At 29.6% G+C, this 19,349-nt stretch carries 17 protein-coding genes; all 17 read right to left on the bottom strand.

All coding sequences use genetic code 11. The features are described from left to right. Positions 1-52: 52 nt before the first annotated feature. A complete protein-coding gene (locus BN3004_RS08645) occupies positions 53-361 on the bottom strand; it encodes a TnpV protein (RefSeq protein ID WP_350310033.1) in 309 nt (102 codons plus the stop codon). 1,179 nt (positions 362-1,540) lie between these two features. Beyond that, the gene (locus BN3004_RS08600; protein ID WP_261795379.1) at positions 1,541-1,786 is read right to left on the bottom strand and encodes a type III toxin-antitoxin system ToxN/AbiQ family toxin; all 246 of its coding nucleotides are present in this window, start codon (positions 1,784-1,786) and stop codon (positions 1,541-1,543) included. Further along, positions 1,768-2,100 carry a type III toxin-antitoxin system ToxN/AbiQ family toxin gene (locus tag BN3004_RS08595; RefSeq protein ID WP_008901382.1) on the bottom strand — a complete coding sequence of 111 codons (333 nt, stop codon included), beginning with the start codon at positions 2,098-2,100 and terminating at the stop codon, positions 1,768-1,770. Before BN3004_RS08595 ends, BN3004_RS08600 begins: the two co-directional genes overlap by 19 nt. 278 nt (positions 2,101-2,378) lie before the next feature. Then, complete coding sequence (locus BN3004_RS03915; RefSeq protein ID WP_019117159.1) at positions 2,379-4,085, bottom strand: DNA topoisomerase 3; 1,707 nt, start codon at positions 4,083-4,085, stop codon at positions 2,379-2,381. 69 nt (positions 4,086-4,154) lie between these two features. Continuing rightward, positions 4,155-4,994 carry a nucleotidyl transferase AbiEii/AbiGii toxin family protein gene (locus tag BN3004_RS03910; RefSeq protein ID WP_058259943.1) on the bottom strand — a complete coding sequence of 280 codons (840 nt, stop codon included), beginning with the start codon at positions 4,992-4,994 and terminating at the stop codon, positions 4,155-4,157. After that, a complete protein-coding gene (locus BN3004_RS03905) occupies positions 4,987-5,580 on the bottom strand; it encodes a type IV toxin-antitoxin system AbiEi family antitoxin domain-containing protein (RefSeq protein ID WP_058259942.1) in 594 nt (197 codons plus the stop codon). The genes BN3004_RS03910 and BN3004_RS03905 overlap by 8 nt, the downstream gene beginning before the upstream one ends. Before the next feature lie 313 nt (positions 5,581-5,893). Beyond that, positions 5,894-6,772 (bottom strand): CD1107 family mobile element protein, encoded by an 879-nt coding sequence (locus BN3004_RS03900; protein WP_058259941.1) that lies wholly within the window; start codon positions 6,770-6,772, stop codon positions 5,894-5,896. Between the two features lie 15 nt (positions 6,773-6,787). Then, a complete protein-coding gene (locus tag BN3004_RS03895; protein ID WP_058259940.1) occupies positions 6,788-9,142 on the bottom strand; it encodes a leucine-rich repeat protein in 2,355 nt (784 codons plus the stop codon). Next, complete coding sequence (locus BN3004_RS03890) at positions 9,139-9,396, bottom strand: hypothetical protein (RefSeq protein WP_001035536.1); 258 nt, start codon at positions 9,394-9,396, stop codon at positions 9,139-9,141. The genes BN3004_RS03895 and BN3004_RS03890 overlap by 4 nt, the downstream gene beginning before the upstream one ends. 19 nt (positions 9,397-9,415) lie before the next feature. Beyond that, entirely contained in the window at positions 9,416-12,379 is a 2,964-nt protein-coding gene (locus tag BN3004_RS03885) for a C40 family peptidase (protein WP_058259939.1), read from the bottom strand. Between the two features lie 9 nt (positions 12,380-12,388). After that, the gene (locus tag BN3004_RS03880; RefSeq protein ID WP_432416309.1) at positions 12,389-13,345 is read right to left on the bottom strand and encodes a DNA-methyltransferase; all 957 of its coding nucleotides are present in this window, start codon (positions 13,343-13,345) and stop codon (positions 12,389-12,391) included. Further along, positions 13,326-15,716: a VirB4-like conjugal transfer ATPase, CD1110 family gene (locus BN3004_RS03875; RefSeq protein ID WP_432416308.1), complete on the bottom strand. Its 2,391-nt coding sequence runs from the start codon at positions 15,714-15,716 to the stop codon at positions 13,326-13,328. The genes BN3004_RS03880 and BN3004_RS03875 overlap by 20 nt, the downstream gene beginning before the upstream one ends. A gap of 101 nt (positions 15,717-15,817) precedes the next feature. Then, complete coding sequence (locus BN3004_RS03870; RefSeq protein WP_002838958.1) at positions 15,818-16,156, bottom strand: PrgI family protein; 339 nt, start codon at positions 16,154-16,156, stop codon at positions 15,818-15,820. After that, complete coding sequence (locus BN3004_RS03865) at positions 16,156-16,413, bottom strand: hypothetical protein (protein ID WP_050198402.1); 258 nt, start codon at positions 16,411-16,413, stop codon at positions 16,156-16,158. The genes BN3004_RS03870 and BN3004_RS03865 overlap by 1 nt, the downstream gene beginning before the upstream one ends. A 17-nt stretch (positions 16,414-16,430) precedes the next feature. Further along, complete coding sequence (locus BN3004_RS03860; RefSeq protein ID WP_489884272.1) at positions 16,431-17,027, bottom strand: VirB6/TrbL-like conjugal transfer protein, CD1112 family; 597 nt, start codon at positions 17,025-17,027, stop codon at positions 16,431-16,433. Between the two features lie 85 nt (positions 17,028-17,112). After that, entirely contained in the window at positions 17,113-19,119 is a 2,007-nt protein-coding gene (locus tag BN3004_RS03855) for a recombinase family protein (protein WP_180339358.1), read from the bottom strand. Between the two features lie 14 nt (positions 19,120-19,133). Next, a complete protein-coding gene (locus tag BN3004_RS08355) occupies positions 19,134-19,307 on the bottom strand; it encodes a hypothetical protein (RefSeq protein WP_155995276.1) in 174 nt (57 codons plus the stop codon). Between the last annotated feature and the right edge of the window lie 42 nt (positions 19,308-19,349).

Raw genomic sequence — 19,349 nt, 5'->3', positions numbered from 1 at the left:
TCTCCATGATTTTTAGCAGAAAAAAAGGAAGTAGACTCTACTTCCTCATTTTTTAGATTAGGATTATCTCCCTTTCCCCTATTTCTTGTAGGGTCATATCCATGTTCTTCTTCAATCTCAGATATTTCAGATAGTCCTCTTCTTTCAGTTCTTCTGTCAGACCCCAAGTTTCCATCATTTTGACTTCTTCCCTCGTGATAAAGTCCTCTATCTCTTTTTCCTTTGATAGAAGATGATCCATCAATGTCCCTTGCAAATACATTATCTGATAATCCTCTTCTTTGTTCTCCTTGAGAAAGTTCAATCTCATCCTTCCCCATCTGTTGAGTTTCTTTAAATCTATTTCCTTGGGAATTGCCATATTGGGTATTAGGACTTCCATGCCTTCCTCCAATTCTTCCATCTTGTATGTCCCTCCCTGTCTCTCGAAGGAATTCTCCTTGACGATTGGTGTGTAAATCCCCTCCTCCATGAGGTATTCCTTGCCTGCCAATGTTAATTTCTCTTTCATCTTCCAAGCCTCCTTTAAAATTTATTTCACCGTTTATATCAGAACTTAATTTATTATAACGCTCCTTAAGCTCTTTTGTCTGCTCCAAATCTTTTCTTTCTTGAATTTTCTCTAAAATTTCTAATCTTTTTATTTCACTTCCCAAATCAAGTAAGATATTTTTACTTATATTAGCACTTATACTTAATACTTTGTCTATGTCCGAACTTGATATTTTAGACAGTAAAGATAAGTTTTCTTCTTTTAGCTGATATGAGACCTCCATTCTCTCGCTTATAGAAATTTTTACGGATTCTTTTAACAAATTAAAAAGGTCTACCTTTTGAATGCTTTTTAAACTTTCATCAGATAGACTTTCTAAAATTTTATTGAATTTTCCTCTAACATTACTTTCTACTAAGGCAGCAATTTTATCTTCTTGGCTTAATAGAAGCTTACTATCTTTTTCTTTAAACTTATCTATCATTTCATCTAGTAAGTTTAAATGCTTTTTGCTATCATATTTCCATAACTTTACCTCAGAAATATTATGATTAATACTTACTGTTTGCCTTATGTCGAAGATATATTTTATCCTTCCACTATCTATATCTAAAAGTGGTATTCCTTTTTCGCCTCTTTTAACGCTTCTACCTATACTTTTCCAATAATCAAATTCTGCACAGGCTGTTGCTTTTGGATCCATATTGTATATAGATATTTGATGTATATATGGATACTTATAGTTATTGCCTGATACCTTTAAATATTCCTCATATTTTTTTATATCTTTCTTAAATTCTTCTTTTGCAAGATAGATTGTTCTACTTAAATCTACTATATCATATCTTGGCATTTTATCCCTCCTCATTATAGTGATAAAAATGAACTAAATTTTTATATATTTATTTATTAAACTTTATTTCTTTCTATTTTTTAAATTTCTGTAAGCAAAAGATAACTTTAAAATGTCATTTACGCTATCTTTTTATTGCAATAAAAAAACGATTGGAATTTTTTACTTTTCTAATCGCTTTAACTGCCTTTATTCTATTGCTTCCAATCCAACATTGCTTTTTCTAACTTTGAAAAATTGCAATTTGCTCTTCTTATAATTCCTGTTTTCTTTTGATTTTTGTATATTTTTTCTACCTTTATCAAGACCTTTGTTTTTATTTTTAAACAAAAAGCGTATTCTTTTTGAAATAAGTCTTTATATCTAATATCCTCAAGTTCGTTAAAATCAATTCTTTCATAACAATCAGTCGGTACAGGAATCATTTTCTTAATATCCAATATAGATAATATGTGCATTTTTTTCTATCAGAATAATATTTGTAGATATCTCCATCTATAGTAATACTATTATCGATCACTTCATAAATCAAAAAATGCTCATCAGAAACATTCTTCCATTTTTTATGTTTTTCCTTTGCAGAAGAAATTGGAATAAAATAATTATAATTTTCTATACCAACAATAATTCCAACAAATGGTTTTATACTGTTTCTATACGATGGGTTGTAATAAACTTCTGAATCTACTTTATTTAGATATTCAAGGTAATCAGAGTTTACAGTATAAAATCCATATTTTATAACTTCTACCATTATTTTCTCCTAAAAAAACAGAGAGGTTTAATCCTCTCTGCTTGCTTTAATGCTTCACCTTTGGGATATAGGTAGTGAGACACCTTCTTTAATGCTCCACCTTTAACGGTAGTGGGACACCATCTTTATCTGATAAGAGTATAACATATATTCATAGTAATATCAAATAAGTAAATTTCCTAATGCCTACTCTTTTATCACTTATATTATACCCTATTTCTTTCATAAATCACTCCTTTCTTCATTCCTATAACCGTATTCAATTTTTTATAATCAATTTACTTATAATATTTACCTATAGTATTTTTTATTTCTTCTTCAATTTCTTTTAAAAAATTCTCTTTATTTTCCTTACCCTTTGCTATATCACTTAATCTCATTTCCCATTTTGCTGTTGTCTTTGGAGATTTAAACTCATCTATAACTATAGTAACTAGGTTTAATCCCTTCCTAGTTGATATTAGGTTTTTCTTTTCTCTTTTTATATAACCTTTGTATATCAAATTTTCTATTATTCCCGCTCTTGTAGCAGGAGTACCAAGTCCTTTTCTTTCAATTTCAACATCCTTAACTAATTCATCATTTCCAGCTATTTCCATTGCTTTTAAGAGTGTGTCTTCAGTGAAGTGTTTAGGTGGATTTGTATACTTCTCTTTTATATCTTTATTTTCAATATATAAAAAATCTCCTATTTTTACATCAGGAAGTTGTATATCTTCTTTCTTCTTTGATGTATATTCTTCTAAATATTTTGTAAACCCTTCTTCTGCAATTATTTTATAAGTGTTTATAAATTCAAACCCGTCAAATTCAGCCACTATCTTTGTTGTATTTTCTACAAGTGGATATCCAAAACTTGCATAGAGTTTATTTGTTATAAGTCTATATACTTTGGCTTCGCTTTCCGGGAGATTTGAAATATCCTTATTTAATGAACTTATCGTTGGAATTATTGCATGATGATCTGTAACTTTTTCAGAATTAAAAACTACCTTAATTCTTTCTGTGTCAAAATCATTTTTTCCTATAATATTATTTACAGTGCTTTCTATCATGTCTACTGTCAAATATCTTGAATCTGTTCGTGGATAGGTAATATACTTCTTTTCATACAGGCTTTGGGCATAATCTAGGGTTTGTTTTGCACTGTATCCAAAATACTTATTACATTCTCTTTGAAGTGTTGTTAGGTCAAAGGGCAGATTAGGCTTTGTAATCTTTTCTTTTTTAATTACATCGGTTATTTCAATTTTTTCTCCGATTAAATTTTTAAGCTGCTCTGCCACTATCTTGTCATCAATTCTATCTGTCGAAAGTGTAAATCCATTCATGGAAATCTCCACTGTATAATATTTTTCTTTTTTAAAACTATTTATCTCATCATCTCTATTCACAATCATTGATAAAGTTGGTGTTTGTACTCTGCCTACACTATAATTTTCATTATATAGACAGGAGTAAAGTCTACTTATGTTCATTCCAACAAGCCAATCAGCTATGGCACGAGCCTTAGCTGAATCAAAAAGATTATCATAATTACTTCCATCTTTTAAGTTGCTAAATCCTTCTTTTATGGAAGAGTCTTCCATTGAGGAAATCCAAAGACGTTTCATTTTCTTCTTACAATTTGCCATCATATATACAAGTCTAAAGATAGCTTCTCCTTCTCTACCAGCATCACAAGCATTAATAATGGTGTCAACTTCATTACTATTCATTAGTCTTTTAAGAATATTAAACTGTTTTTTAGTTGTCTTCGTTACCTCATACTTGTATTCTTTTGGGATAATAGGTAAATCTTCAATTCTCCACTTCTTATATCTTTCATCATACACATCAGGATTTGCCATTTGTACTAAATGCCCAACACACCATGAAACAATGTATCCATTCCCCTCATAATATCCATTATTTCTATTTTTTGCTCCTATAACTTTTGCTATTGATGCTGCAACACTTGGTTTTTCTGCGATTACTAATTTCATTTTTCCTCCTTTAATTTTTTAATAAAAAAATGAGAGATTAAATTTTCAATCCCTCATCTTTTTATAGCTCTACCGATTTTTTATTTTTTCTATAATATTTATTCCATTATCTATTACATCTTCAAACTTTATGTCTCTAGCATAAAGATTTTTCTTCGAATAAGAATTCCATCTGTCTAAAAAAGCTTGATCTGTTTTTAACATTCTCATTAAACTGATGATTTTATCTATATCAAATTCCGTTTTTCTATAATCAAAGGTTCTAATACATGCTTCTTTTAATACCTTGGTATCAATTTCTTTATCTTTTAATTTATAAATTATATAAAGATCATAGTAATCCTTACTTCTACTATTTAAAAACCCCCTAGAGTATATTGTTTGAATTTTTTCTGCCACAATTGTTTCAATAGGATAGGCTTTAATTAAAATATCTTCTTGCCCAAAAGCACTTATATATTTATAATCTATGGGATGTGGTGTGATAACATCACCTGTTGCAATATCAAGAGGTACAATTTGTCTTATATTCTCCATCCTACAAAGTATACTTACACGAAACCCTCCATACTGGTCATCTTCCTTGATTGTACTTATTCCATGTACTTTATAGGATATATCATCTAAATGACTTGCTTCTAGTAATTCTTGTATTATTTTTAATACATTTTCTTCTGATAAATGCATATTTCTTAAAAGAAGATCTATATCTACTGTACTTCTTGAATCTATGCCTACTACATTAGATAAAAGAAAACCTCCTTTAAAAATAAATTTTTCATGATACTTACTCTGTGCTAATTTTTTTAATATGCTTTCCAAAAAATAATATAACATTACTGAATTAAATGGGAGTCCTGATTCTTTGCTTATATTATGACAAATGGCGGTTAACTTTGCTTTATTCATATACCACCTCCATAACTTCCCTTACTTTATCTTCTATTCCCATTTTTCTTGCTATTTCATATAGAGAATGTATATCCTTATCCTTATATTTAAAATAGTAACGAATGAGTTTTACATAAACTTCAGTATCCATTTTTTCTTTGTTGGAAATAAAATCACAAAGTATTCTTTCGTAGGAGTAAACATTCACAATGTTTCCAAACATTGTCTTTTTCTGTATAATTCCTAGATTATAAATAGATTTCTTTACATAATTGATATTAAGTGTATCTTGTTTCTCATTAAATTTATATCCATTGTATACTGTAACATCTATTCTCCATGGAATTTTGTCCGTTACCCCAAGTAGAAACAAAGCTGTCTCATAGGAAAATATCGCCTTTTTATACTGATATTGGAAAAAATAGTACTCATCGTAATCACCATCTTCAATAATATATATTCCTTTTTGAACTCTAAACAATTTTCCTTCTTTTGCTAGTCTACTTAAATATACTGTAGGTATGTTATTTTCTCTGCAATAAGCAGATGTTATAATGCCACCTGATTTTTTTAGATGTATTTCAATTTGCTTTCTATAATTCATTATATTCATCCCCTTGTTGTGTTTACACTTATATTATATATTTTTATAAGTGCATTTGCAACAAGGCTTTGAATTTCTATCCCAATTTGTTTCAAAAATTATCAAGAAATTTCATATCATCAAATTCTTAATTATACAATCAATCATTTCAACTTAGCTTCCCTTATATATTAAGTTTGCGCTGTCGTTTTGTTCATCGTTTTTTATTAAAGTTCCAGAATTCTAATTGTACTTTTCTATCGTATGTTTATAAATTTATACGATAATTGAGTTTATTGTTGTACTTAATCTACTGTTTAAATCATTGAGAAGATTAAAATTCATCTTCATCTGGAATAATTTCTGTATCTTCCTTATCTTCAAGATCATAATCCTCCCCTTCAGATTCATAATCATCTTCTAATTCATTATAATCTTGCTCCTCTTCAAAACTTGCCTCTTCATTTTTTTTATAGATTTTGAAGTAATATCCTGCACCCATTACACCAACAATAATTAAACCCATAAATAAATAAAGTCCTATCCCTGATTTCTTTTCTTCTTTCTCCTCTTTCTTCGGTTTTTCCTCCACCGGTTCTTCTTTTTTCACTACTTCTTCTTTTGGCTTTACTTCACTTTCTCCTTCAATCATATTTAGTAGATCTTGTTCTCCAACTTCTGTTAGTAATTGTACATTTTCTTGATTTTCCGAATGATCTACAATGAGGTGCATAGTTTTTCCACTCTTTGTTTGAAAGGTTAAAAATTGTCTAACATCTATTGGATTTTCCTTTTTTTCATCTCTTGATGTTTGATCTTCTACTTTCGGTGTAATATCCTGTCCATTTTTATCTACATTTTCTATTACTGTTCCTCTTGCCTTATTTTCTTTTGTAGCTAATGGATTAATTGCTTTAGTATTGCTACCTTTAACAAGTTTAGATGGCTTTTCTTTTTTATCTACTTGCTCATTTTTTATGTTATTTTCTTGTATTTTCGGCACTTCCTGATAAGGAATTTTTTGACTCTCATTGGATGGTTCATATATATCTTCATCAAATAAGCTTTCTAATTCTTTACTTTTTTCTGGCAAATAAATATCATTTGACTGATTTTTTATTTCATTATCATTGCTCTTAGCTATGGATATGCTTGGCATACTTAATAGTAAAAGGAGTAGCACTAAGGCTACCCCTAATCTTTTTTTCTTCATAGTTATCTCCTTTTCTTACTTTATATTCTTAAAGACATAAACTGCCTTTCTGCTATTATCCCATTCTATACTTTGATCTTTTTCATCTCTTATATCCCCACAGCTTGAATTAAAAGCTTTAGCTATATTGGAAATAGATGCGTGAATTCTTCCATTTATAATTACAGGTTTAGTGTCAGAATGATAAATGTTTCCTTGACTATCTTTCATAACACCAGTATCTATATTTAATCTTAGAGTTTTTTTAGGTAAGGCTGTATTTTCTTTATTTGAAAAGATAGCCTCTCTCTTACTATCATCATATTCTACATTAAACCCAAGAGTATAGGCTGCATATCTAACAGGTAGCATAATGCGATTATCCTTAATATATGCTTTTACATCCATATACACAGTAGTTTTCTTTCCATCTTTTATAATGTTATAAAAGTTTTTGTCTACTTGAAAAACTGCAAATTCTTTTTCATCTTTAACTTGTTTTTTGTCCTGTTGTTCCTCTTGCTTTTTCATCTTGTTAGGATCAAATTGATTTAGGATGTTCTTATCATCAGCTTTCAAAATTTCGTCCCACTTCTTATCTTGAGATTTCTTATCTTCTTTCTTCTCTTTGTTTTCTTTTTGAAGTTTTAGAAGTTCATCTAATTTCTTAGATAGGTCTTGGTTTAGATTTTTTTCTTTTTCATCTTTATTTTGTTTTTCAAGTTCTTCTTTAGCTTTTTTATTTGCTTCCTCGATTAACTTCTTTTCTTCTTCAATTTTCTTATCTAAATCTTCTTTTAGCTTTTTAATTTCTTCTTCAGAAGCTTTTTGCTTTTCTTCTAATCCTTTAATCTTATCTTCTAATTCTTTTTTTGTATTTTCAGAAGATTCTTTTAAGCTATCAATAGCCTTTTGAAGCTCTTCAATTTTCTTGCAGCATTCTGACTTAGAATTTTCTGTTTCTTTCTTTTTAGACTCTAATTCTTTTATCTTATTATCTTTTTCATCAAGAGCTTTTTCTAAGTCCTTAATTTTATTATCTTTATCCTCAATTTCTTTAGTTTTCTTTGCAAGTTCTTCTTCTAAAGACTCGAGCTTTTCTTGCATTTCTTTGATTTTATTTTCGTTTTTATCGGTCTTTTCTTTCTCAGCTTCTAACTCCCATTTTGTAGATGAATAATCTTCTTTTAGTTTTGCATTTTCATCTTGTAACCTTTTTAATTCATCTTTAAGCTGAGTAATTTCTGCTATTAGTTCATCATTATTAGAATTTTTAAGATCCTCAATTTCTTTTTCCAATTGATCAATCTTATTATCTTTATCTCTAATCTCTTCTTCTAGCTTAGCTTTTTCTTGTTTTAGTTTCTCTCCATTATCTTTGCAAGATTCTAACTTTTCCTTTAATTCATCTATCTTTGATTGGTCTTCTTGTTTCTTTTCATTTAATTCTTTAATTTGATTTTCTAAGTCCTTAATGTTTTTTGTTAAATCATCAATCTTATTGTCCTTTTCATCAATATCTTGTCCTGTCAAATCTGTTTGAGTATCAATGGAATATTTATTTGGATTGTATATAGTCATCTTTCCTTGATACATATCATTGTTATAATCAAATTCAAGTTCTATACTATCTACATTCTTATCAAAGACAAACTCTCCATTTTCATACCTCAATCCATTAGGAATAGATTTGAATCCTTGATTTCCGTTGAAACCAAAATGATTTTCGTAAAATGGATTTTGTTTTGGTCTATATTCAACTTCTTGATTATGGAATACTCCCTTACTGTTAATATTTGGATTGCCTAAAACTTTTATAGTGTGCAATTTATTTCTTGAAAAAGCATACTGTTCAATTGTCTTCACAGACTTCGGTATAGTTATTTCTTGGAGGTTATTTCTTTCAAAAGCATTATGTTCAATATTTACCAAAGTATTAGGTAAAGTCACTTCTCTAAGTCCACAATTGAAAAATGCTAAACCACCAAGATAAGTTAGACTATTTGATAGTTTTACCTCGTCTATACTTGCATCGTAAAAGGCAGCATAACCTAAATGCTTAACAGAATCAGGAATAATTACTTTATCCCAATGTTTGCCACGTCCAAATTCTCTTTTATATCTAAGTTCATCGTTTGAATGACTTAAAGAATAATTTCCATTTATAGATTTCGTTCCTTCAGGAAATACTAGAACATTTGTCTTTTCTTTCTTTTCTAAGCCTTTATCACTAAAGGCAATTATATTTCCCTCAGAGGAATACATAAAATCATCTTCCGTCCACTCTACCTTATAATCTGTACTTGCATATACAGGACTTACAGCCACTATATTCACTAGACTTACAAGTAGCATTATCACAGCTAAAATTCCACTGGTTATTTTTTTCATAAATTTTCCTCACTTTCATTTGTATCTTTTCTTTTAAGTTCTTGTCTTTCTCTATTTTCTTCTTCCTTATTTTTTCTAACAATAAATAAAAATTCATCAAGAGATATTTTTCGACTTCGAAATTCCTTGATGACCTCTAAATTTTCTATTTCTTCTTGTTCCTCTACTAATAACTGAAGTTCTATTTCAATTTCTTCTTTTTTCTTTCTTAAATTCTTCTGTTTTTCTATGTTTCTGATTAATTTTTTATTCATAGATTTTTACTCCTTCCCCTTATTTTGGTCTACCAAAGGAATAAAAGTGATTTTTCCAATACCTTGAGTTTATACTGGTATATTGGATAGGATCTCCTGCATGGAGCATCATTCCATTTCCGGCATATATCCCTACGTGAGAAATTGGCGTACCCGAATTATATGTGCCTTTAAAGAAAATAATATCCCCAGGTTTTGCCTCGCTTGGAGATATTGGATTACAATAGTTTTTATAAATAAGCCAAGCTGTAGTTCTTGGCATTCTCTTTACACCAGACTTTGTAAATGACCAACATACAAAACCTGAACAGTCAAAGTTAGATGGTCCACTTGCTCCAAACACATATCTTTTGCCTATATGTTTTTCTGCTTCATTAAATAAGGCTTTGGCAGTAGCTGAATCAAAAGCAAGACCAGGATTTCCAAAGTTTGGATTGTCTATAATCTCTCCCAAGTTCCCATAGCTTGATCCAAAATATCCACTCATATTTCCCTGACTATCAAGTAATGCTAAATAATGAGCCATATTTGTTTCATAGTTTGCAAATTCTTCTCTTGCTATTTCATCAATACTTTTCTTTTTTATAGTTAATGTTAGAATTCTATAGGTATATGGATTTCCTTCACTGTCATATTTTGTAATAGACTTTGAAGTATATTTTTTCTCATACATTTGATTAAATAGTTTTTTTAATTCCTTTTGTATCTCTTCAGCTGACTTAATCTCTCCATATCTTGCTGTTAAATAGCTAAAAAGCTCGTGTAGATCATGACCAACAGAATCTCCTTTTATATGATATTCATCATAATTTGGATAATTTTCTTTAATACTATCTATTTCATCTTGTAATGAATATTCATAACTTGTAAATTCATTATTAATATCCATTAAAACTTCTTCTTTTGATAGATAGCTTGTAGCTATAACATTACTTGTTAATCCTGAAGTAAGACTGCCAACATTGCTAATTCCTTGAAATAGCATAAAAAAAAGTCCTAAAATACAAAGGGCAATTAAAATTTGCTTATATCCTTTGTTTTTTAAAACTTCCAATGTTTTCTTTCCAATATTAGCGAAAGATTTCTTTATTCTATTTACTAAACCTTCCCCGTGTTTCTTCCTAAAATCTCTCTGAAACTTCTTTTTCATAAAAAATCGATTCAATTTATTAGAGTTTTGATAAGCTTTAGTCTTCTTCAATTCTTCAAAATTTCTTTGAAAGAGGAGTTTACTTTCTTTCTTATAAATTTTCCCTTCTAAAGATTTTATTTTTCTTTGAGTTTTTAAAGGTTTTTTTCTTCTAAAATGGCTAATTTCTCTACCTACAACTTCGGTAGTTCTACTAAGCTTATAAGCAGCGTTAACGCCTGCATTATCATCTTTCCCACTATATAGATAGTTTGCCGTCATAGCACTCGCAAAAGTAATAGGTTTTTCTAAACCCGCTTTTTTTGACTTTTTCTTATCCTTAATTAACTCTTTTTCCTTTTTATTCTTTTTCTCATATAGTTTTGATATTTTATCTTCCTTTTTATAAAACTTATCTTTTTCACTTTTGTTATCTTTTTTAGAATGGAATTTAGTTTTATTTTTTGTATCTACCTTATTTTTTTCAGATACATTTTTAGAATCCTGTACTTCTTTTTTTGTCCTGGTGTATTCTTTCTTTGGATCAAAGTTGCTTTTCTTTATAGTATTATCAAAAGCGTCTTTTATTTGTCTTTTCTTTACCTTGTTTTTATTAGAAATTCCACTATGATTTAAATCAAGTTCATCTACTTCAAGATTCTCATTTTTTATTACGTTTTTTTCCTGTTTGAAGATTTCTTTTTTCGTGCCTATTTTTTCTTGATTCTTTTTATTTATATTATATTTATCTTTATTTTTTTCAGATTCACTTTTAAATCCTTCAGATAGGCTATCCTGTCTAAATTTCCCACTAGAAACCCTACCCATTAGCATATTTTTTTCTTCTAAATTTCTAACTTTGCCTTTGAAATATTTGCTATTTTGTTTTTTATTAGTATTCAGGTCTTGAATTATTTTTTTATCTTCTTCATTTGCCTTATATGATAGACCTTTTCTTCTAAACTTCCCATTTAAAGATTTTAATTCTACTTTTTCCCCTTTATCCTTAAACTGCCTTTGAGATTGATAAAGTTTTTTTAAGGTATTTTTTTGAAAGCTTTCTTTCCCTTTCTTACCAAGAATAGAATAACCATCCCAATTTTTTCTTTGCACATCAGAAGATGGTAAATACTTATAGTCATCTCTTGTATCCCTATAGGATACATTGCTATCACTAAAGTTCATGTCATAGTGATCTATGACACCATCATTATCTGAGTCCTGTGATAATGGATCATATGTTGAACTTACCTCTCTATTAAAATTCTTATCTTCTTTTCTAAATCTCCTTATTTTTTTCTCTGGCACATCATTAAAACTTTCACTCTCAACGTTTTTCTTCCATTTTAAATTACTATTCCCCTTGTAATTTTTTTGGGGAGAAGTGCTACTTTTTAAATTAGAGCTAGTTGAATTTGGTCTATCATTAAAATCTTCTTTAAAGTTACTTAGCCTGTATTCTGTTTCTTGCCCGTAATATTCACCATATCTACTTTCCTCATTTTCTTCCATTTTTCTATGCTGCTGTTGCGAATATTCTGGCTGATATTCATTATGATAGAAAGTTTCTGAAAATTTTTCCTCATGGTTTTTTCTTTGTCTTCTTCCTCTATTTGACTTATCTTTTTCGTTGAGTAAATCCTGACTATTTTCTTGCAAATGAGATGAATAATACTTAGAGTTTTCATCATTATTGTCTATGTTATTCCTGCTTTTTACTTTATTAATTTCTTTTTTTGAAAAATCTGATGTTCTCTCTGTACTACTGAATTTTTCATTGCTTTCTTCTTTCTTTTCTGATATAAGTTTGGTCTTTGGTACATCTCTTGGGTTTACTTTCCCTTTCTTTTTCATATATACCTCCTATTTCATATTTTTCTCTATCCTTTCTTTAGCTATTTGACAGTAGTCTTTGTTTATGTCAATTCCAATATATTCTCTGTCCATCCTAATAGCTACCATTCCAACAGTTCCTGAACCCATAAAGGGATCAAGAATCAAGCCTTTTTTAGGACATCCTGCTTTTATACAAAGTTCTACCAGTTTTGGTGGAAATACCGCATAGTGTTTTCCTTTAAATGCACTGGTGTTAATAGTCCAAATATCTCTATTGTTTCTAAACTCAGGGACATTATCTCCTATATATTCTCCATACTCTCTTGCTTCATTTATGCTCTGTATTTTAGCTCCTGTACCTTCTTGTAAATACTTATTGTTTTTTCCTCTTGCCCTCATATATCTTTTCTTGCTTATTTCTTTTATTGGTTCTTTCATAGCGTCAAAGTTATAGAAATACTTTCTTGCTTTTGATAGTAGGAAGATATGTTCATAAGACCTTGATGGTCTATCTCTACAAGACTCAGGCATGGCATTTTCCTTATGCCAAATAATATCGCTTCGCAAATACCAACCGTCCTCTCTTAATTTTAAAGCTAGTTGCCAAGGTATCCCCATTAAGTCTTTTGCCTTGTAGCCACTGAGTTTTTCTGTAATAGACTCTTTTTGACCACTTCTTCCTTCTATGTTTTTAGGATCTTTATATTCTTTTTTGCTTCTTGTCCCTGCATAAGAATCTCCAATAACTACCCAAAGTGTTCCTTCTTTTTTTAATACTCTTTTTACTTCTCTAAAGACTTCAATTAATTTATTTAAATATTCCTCCGGACTTTCTTCTCTTCCAATTTGTCCTTCTGATTTATAATCTCTAAGTCCATAATATGGAGGAGATGTAATACAGCAATCAAATGTTTTATCTGGAAATTCCTTTAGAGCAGAAATTGCATCTAAATTAATAATATAATTAGTTTTTAACTTCTCTATGTCTATCAATTTCTATCCCTTCCTTTAATTCTTCTGGTTTAGTTGTCATTAACTTATACAATTTTGTATCTTTAGGAAAGCTATCTACAAAAGGTACTATTGTGTTTCCATAAAATAGTAATCCCTCTCCCTCATTGGAATTTGTGACGTAGGATAACTGATAAAGAGATATATTTAACTTGTTAGCTAAAATTTCCCTATCACCACTAGCTTGATTAAGCATTAAGATAAAATCAGTGTTATCAAATATATTTTCTATTTCAGGACTGGCTAAAAGGTCCTTTACATTTTGTGTTAATCCTGTTGGAATCCCTCCCCATTTTCTAAATCTCTTCCAAATTTCTATGGAATATGAGGCTGTTTGTTCTTCTCTTAAAAGCAAATGGAATTCGTCACAGTAATATCTGGTTTCCTTCTTATTTCTATTAATAGTTACTCTATTCCACACTTGATCTTGAACAATTAACATACCTATTTTTCTAAGTTGCTTTCCTAATTCCTTAATGTCATAACAAAGAATTCTATTTCCTGTATCTACATTAGTCCTATGGTTAAATACATTGAGGCTGCCTTTGACATAAATTTCCATTTCTACCGCTAATTTTTTCCCTACATTTTCTTCTTGTTTTAAAAGTAAATTATATAAATCTTCTAAAATTGGCATATTTTCAGGAATGGGATTGTCGAAGTAATCCTTATATAATATCGGAAGACATCTATCAATTACTGAAGTTTCTTCTGCACTTAATCCTTCCTTTCCTACTACAAGTTCAAACAGTGAAAGAATAAAGTCAGACTTTAAAGATAAGGGATTGTCTTCATCGGCATAGTCTACATTTATATCCAACGGGTTTATATAATCCTTACTTGTTGGCGATATTTTTATAACTTCTCCACCTAGTGCCTTAGTTAAATTTCCATACTCCCCTTCCGGATCACATATAATGATGTCATCTTGTGTGATTAAAAAAGCATTGGTAATTTCTCTTTTAGCCGAAAAAGATTTACCACTACCAGGCGTTCCAAGTATTAAACCGTTTGGATTCTTTAAAAGCTTTCTATCTGTCATAATGATGTTACGACTTAAAGCATTTAAGCCGTAGTATAAGCTCTCTCCTTCTAAGCACAACTCTTCTGTTGTAAAAGGAATAAAGACTGCTGTAGAGCTAGTTGTAAGTCCTCTTTTTATTTCGATTTCATTTTTTCCAAGTGGTAGGGAGGAAATTAGTCCTTGTTCCTGTCTATAGTTAAGATTTTTCAATACACAATTATGCCTACCTGCTATTGAATTTAGTTGAAAGATTATATTACTCAATTTCTTTCTACTTTTTTCCATATTTGTAAACAAAATAGTTATGACAAACATTCTCTCATTATGATTTTGAAGTTCTACCAATAGTTTCTTAGCATCATTACCATAGGTAATTAAATCGCTTGGAAGAATATCAATATCATATCCTGATCTTATAGCCTTCTTATTTTCTTCAATTTTCATTTTATCCAAGTCCGTTATTTTTCTTTTAATCATCTTTATAGCTTCTGTTTGATCAATGGAATTTATATGAAATGTTACAATCATATTTTCTTCAACTCCTAAAAATTCTGATAATAATCTATCTGATAATTCAGGTGCTAGAATTTGCAGAAAGTTTACTTCTCCAAAGTATTCTCCAATTTTAAATTGATTATTAGATGAAAAGTTAAATGATGCTGGTACTATATAATCCTTAGTAGATAGTCCACTATATTTTAGGTCTTCAAAGGAAAAAACAAAATTCTTATTCGGATTTAAGATATCGTGAATAACCTTTAACCTTTCATATCCACTTAATACATAAGCTTTTACTCCCATCTGCTTAAAGTTATTTAATATATCCATTTCCATTCTTTCAAGTCTTGTAGTTGCCTCTTTTAAATCTTGTGCTTGTAAGCTAAAGGTGATATACATATATTTAGTAAGTCCATTATTTCCTTTTTGACTCTGATTTTTTAGCATTTCCCTGTACTCTTTTCGTATTTCATTATATGAATCGTTTCTATCCGGAACATTGATGTTTTTTTCTACTTCTTCATTTTTTCCTATGCGATTAATATATGAAAGTTCTATATCAACACTTGGATCAAAATAGTTTAAAAAACTTGAAAATTCATTAAATATACTTTCCTTATCTTCTTCTGTTGAAAGCTGGTAGTTAATATCTAAAAAACGTATCATTTTATTAAATTTGTTCTTCTCAACTTGGCAAATTCCATTTCTCAACATTCTTAAATAAGGGATTGTTTCCTGAACGCTCTTTTTCTTCTTCCCACCAAAAAAGGAAAGCTTCTTTTTGGGCTTTCCTTTTTCTTTAGAAATATTTGCTTTTTTCATCTTTTTTTGACTTATACTAATGCTTTTTAAATCTTCTTTTTGTTTTTTTAAATTTCTTTTTTCTTGATTTAATTTTTTCTGTTGTTTTTTCTGTATTTGATTCATTTACTCCTTTCCTTTCTTTGTTTCTTTATATCATAAATACATTCTGTCTTGTATATCCTTATACTTGTCTGTCTTTTCTTATCTATAATATACTTTAAATATTTTTCAAAATAGATCCCGTCCTTTTCATAAAGAGTTGCAAATATTATAGGAAAAGACACACCTATCATAATTAACATAGATAGGTCATTAGGCAGCACTTTTTTTACCATTAAATATACTGGAAAGCCTATTAGACCTGCAATTGTAAAGCCAATTAATTGTCTTTTTGTTAGATTTAGAGCTACCTTTGTTTTTACTTTTGTTAAGTCCTTTGGGACATTTACATAAGCCATTATTCTAAACCCTCTAAGTAAAAGCCATATATGTCTTCTCTGTTCAGATCTTCTAATGATTTTCCCATATTCACTGCTATTTCTAAGACTTTTTCATTCGTTTCTTCTCTATTATCTAAAACTTCCGATGTTTTTCTTATAATCATTCTATTTTGTATTTCTCTTGTAATATATCCCCCTATTAAAAGTATTGGGAGTCCTATTGTTCCAAGTGTTTTAAAATTAATTTTTTTGTCCTTTTTTCTTCTAATTTTCATCATCTTCTCCTTTTTTATTAATGAGCATTTAAAATTGATTTTGCAATACTTCCTGATTTCATCATAGTTATACCAAGTATTAAGGTGTATCCTAGTAATTCAAAAATACTTTTGTGTATGTCTGATATATTTAAAGTCTTAACAAGTACGGCATAAATTCCTACGCATATAAGTAGGAATAAACCTTGCAAGCCAAGTGCGAAGAGCCCTCTTATATAGTTTGTTCCAATACTTCCCCATTCTTTATTGCCCATTGTGGCAAAAGGTATGGCGCAAACTGAAGTATAAATATATATTTCTATCATCCTGCCGTATAGAATAACTGTAATTAGTATTGATATCCCTTGAATTATCATCTTTACAATTGATGTCTCTAGTACTATAGTCATTAATTTTCCTATTGACTCTCCTTTTAGGCTATCTACCATATTAGCTATATCACCTGGAGAAACTTTTGCACTAGCATTTGCCACACCTGCTGCCTTTCCTATTAAATTCTGTGCCACATCAAATACTGCCATAGAAAAGTCAAAAGCATGAGATACAAGCCATACTGCTATCCACATTTTTATCATATATTTAAAAAAATCAAAGGTATCTGTGTCGGTTGATATTTGTCAACAAAGTTTTTCAAATATTTACAAATAAAAAAAGAGGTAACCACCATTTTTAGTAGTTACCTCTAATCTCATCTATATTTTACTTGTCGTAGTTTATAAGCCTTATTGTTTCTTTTTTTACATCTAACTTTACAATATCATATCCTGCATTATAAATAGAATTTCCCATAGGTCTATCTTCACTTGCATACCAATAGCTTGGATAGGTTCTTGCTGATTTGCAAAGTTTTCTGCCTATAAGTTCTTCCACCTTTGAAAAATCAAGCTCTATTTCTCTGTCTTGCCCTTTCAGATATTCTGTTATCGGTGAAAATCTGCTGTCTTTGTGAATATACTTTTTATCTTCTTTTTCCTCTATATAGGTATCTTCCTTTATTTCATCATCCTTTTCTATTTCAAACTTACCGATAAAGTTAAAGTAAATATCTATCCTTTGAGTAAACTTATATCTTTTAAGTTTCTCCTTTTGATATATCACAATTTTATCTATCAATTGATTTATCATTGAGGTTGTGAGTATGGAAAAATCAGTAAAGTTCTTAATGGTCTTAATAAACTGCTCTGTATTATCACTAACAGATTGTAGCTTTCCTGTTACTTCCTCAAGCTCAAATATTTCACTATTTAAGATCTTTTGTTCATCAGTATACTGGATAGCTATCTTATTAAAGGTTTCATCGTTTATTCTGCCACTTGCATTATCCTCATACAATTTTACAAATAACCTATCTATTACAGCTAATCTATTCTTATCAGCGTTTAATTTCTTTATATTTTCCTTTTGACTTTTCTCTCTTTCTTCAAGTCTTGCAGATATAACGATATTTTTAAATTCTTCCTCATTATCCTCAATGTATTTACTAATATCTTTTAATGCTTCTAAAATAAGCTCTCTAACAACTTCTGTACGAATGTAATGTGCAGAGCATTCATTTCTATGTTTCTGATAGGTTGAGCATATATAATTATCATACCTGACATCTTCTTTGTAATGTCCTGTACCCTTTCTATTTATCCCTCTTGAATTATATAGTTTTTCTCCACAATCTCCACAAAACAGCTTGCCTGTTAGTGGATTTACCGTTCCCTCTCTCGACTGCCTTCTTGTCGTTTTCAAAAGGGAATTGGCAATTTCCCATGTTTCTTTGTCAATAATCGCTTCATGAGTATTTTCAAAAATAGCCCAATTTTCTTTTTTATTGGTGTACCTTCTCTTATCCTTAAAGCTTGGCTTGATGGTCTTAAAGTTTACAGTATGACCTAAGTATTCTTCACGTCTTACAATACACGAAATACTTGTTCCCCACCAACGATATGGTGTGTCAAATTCCTTATTGATACGATTCCCATAGCCATTCATAGCCATATAGTACGATGGAGAATAGACTTTCTCTTTGTATAATAAATCTGCTATCTGATAGGGTCCAAGTCCACTTACAACTAAAGAGTAAATCCTCTTTACAACTTTTGCAGCTTCTTCATCAATAATCCACTTATCCTTGTTATCAGGGTCTTTTTTATATCCATATATGGCATGGCTTCCTGTATGCTTTCCCTCAAGTCCCTTTGCCCTATATACTGCCTTAATTTTTCTACTGGTATCTACTGCATAGATTTCATTAATAATATTTTTGATTGGAATACTTATATCTGTTTCCATATCGGTAGTAAAGGTATCTACATTATCATTTATGGCAATAAATCTTACATTATACTTCGGAAAAAATTCTGTTGTATAGATCCCTACATGAAGATGATTTCTTCCAAATCTGGACAAGTCTTTTACAATTACTGTTCCTATTTCTCCATTTGCAACCCTTGTTATCATATTTTGAAATTCAGGTCTGTCAAAATTTGTTCCTGAGTAGCCGTCATCAATGAAAAATTCACACTGAAAAAAGCCACTCTGCTTGGCAAACTGGCTTAAAATCTTCTTTTGATTTGTAATGGAATTGCTTTCTCCTTGAAGTTCATCATCTCTTGATAAACGACAATAAAGAGCTGTTTTTCTGTTAGCTTGAATAGACATATTTTCCTCCTGTCTATCAAGCCTACCTACGATATTTGTATTATACTCCTTTTTCATAATTTTTTCCACCATTAATTGTCGCTATTTTTTATAACTTCCTGCTTAATGATTGATTTCATCTTATCTTTCAGCTCTTTTCCATTTTTCTTACAAAAGATATTTACAGTGTATTTTGTATTTCCAATTTCTTTTTGAATTACTTTAGTTTTTTTATTGTCTGTGTTTTCTGTTTGTATGGTATTCATAAATTCTCCTTCCTGTAAAATAAAAAAAGCGATTAGAATTTC

Origin of the sequence: Fenollaria timonensis (assembly GCF_001457835.1) — a bacterium.
Classification (GTDB): Bacteria; Bacillota; Clostridia; order Tissierellales; family Peptoniphilaceae; genus Fenollaria; species Fenollaria timonensis.
Note: the sequence above shows the minus strand (reverse complement) of the source record. Positions and strands in the feature narration are given on the sequence as shown.

Excerpts from the sequence above, each read along its gene's own strand:
- BN3004_RS03865 (WP_050198402.1), bottom strand. The coding sequence starts at position 16,413 with ATGAAAATTAGAAGAAAAAAGGACAAAAAAATTAATTTTAAAACACTT.
- BN3004_RS03895 (WP_058259940.1), bottom strand. The coding sequence starts at position 9,142 with ATGAAAAAAATAACCAGTGGAATTTTAGCTGTGATAATGCTACTTGTA.
- BN3004_RS08645 (WP_350310033.1), bottom strand. The coding sequence starts at position 361 with ATGGCAATTCCCAAGGAAATAGATTTAAAGAAACTCAACAGATGGGGA.
- BN3004_RS03885 (WP_058259939.1), bottom strand. The coding sequence starts at position 12,379 with ATGAAAAAGAAAGGGAAAGTAAACCCAAGAGATGTACCAAAGACCAAA.
- BN3004_RS03905 (WP_058259942.1), bottom strand. The coding sequence starts at position 5,580 with ATGAATTATAGAAAGCAAATTGAAATACATCTAAAAAAATCAGGTGGC.
- BN3004_RS03855 (WP_180339358.1), bottom strand. The coding sequence starts at position 19,119 with ATGAAAAAGGAGTATAATACAAATATCGTAGGTAGGCTTGATAGACAG.
- BN3004_RS03910 (WP_058259943.1), bottom strand. The coding sequence starts at position 4,994 with ATGAATAAAGCAAAGTTAACCGCCATTTGTCATAATATAAGCAAAGAA.
- BN3004_RS08595 (WP_008901382.1), bottom strand. The coding sequence starts at position 2,100 with ATGGTAGAAGTTATAAAATATGGATTTTATACTGTAAACTCTGATTAC.
- BN3004_RS03870 (WP_002838958.1), bottom strand. The coding sequence starts at position 16,156 with ATGGCTTATGTAAATGTCCCAAAGGACTTAACAAAAGTAAAAACAAAG.
- BN3004_RS03875 (WP_432416308.1), bottom strand. The coding sequence starts at position 15,716 with ATGAAAAAAGCAAATATTTCTAAAGAAAAAGGAAAGCCCAAAAAGAAG.
- BN3004_RS08355 (WP_155995276.1), bottom strand. The coding sequence starts at position 19,307 with ATGAATACCATACAAACAGAAAACACAGACAATAAAAAAACTAAAGTA.
- BN3004_RS03890 (WP_001035536.1), bottom strand. The coding sequence starts at position 9,396 with ATGAATAAAAAATTAATCAGAAACATAGAAAAACAGAAGAATTTAAGA.
- BN3004_RS03900 (WP_058259941.1), bottom strand. The coding sequence starts at position 6,772 with ATGAAGAAAAAAAGATTAGGGGTAGCCTTAGTGCTACTCCTTTTACTA.
- BN3004_RS03915 (WP_019117159.1), bottom strand. The coding sequence starts at position 4,085 with ATGAAATTAGTAATCGCAGAAAAACCAAGTGTTGCAGCATCAATAGCA.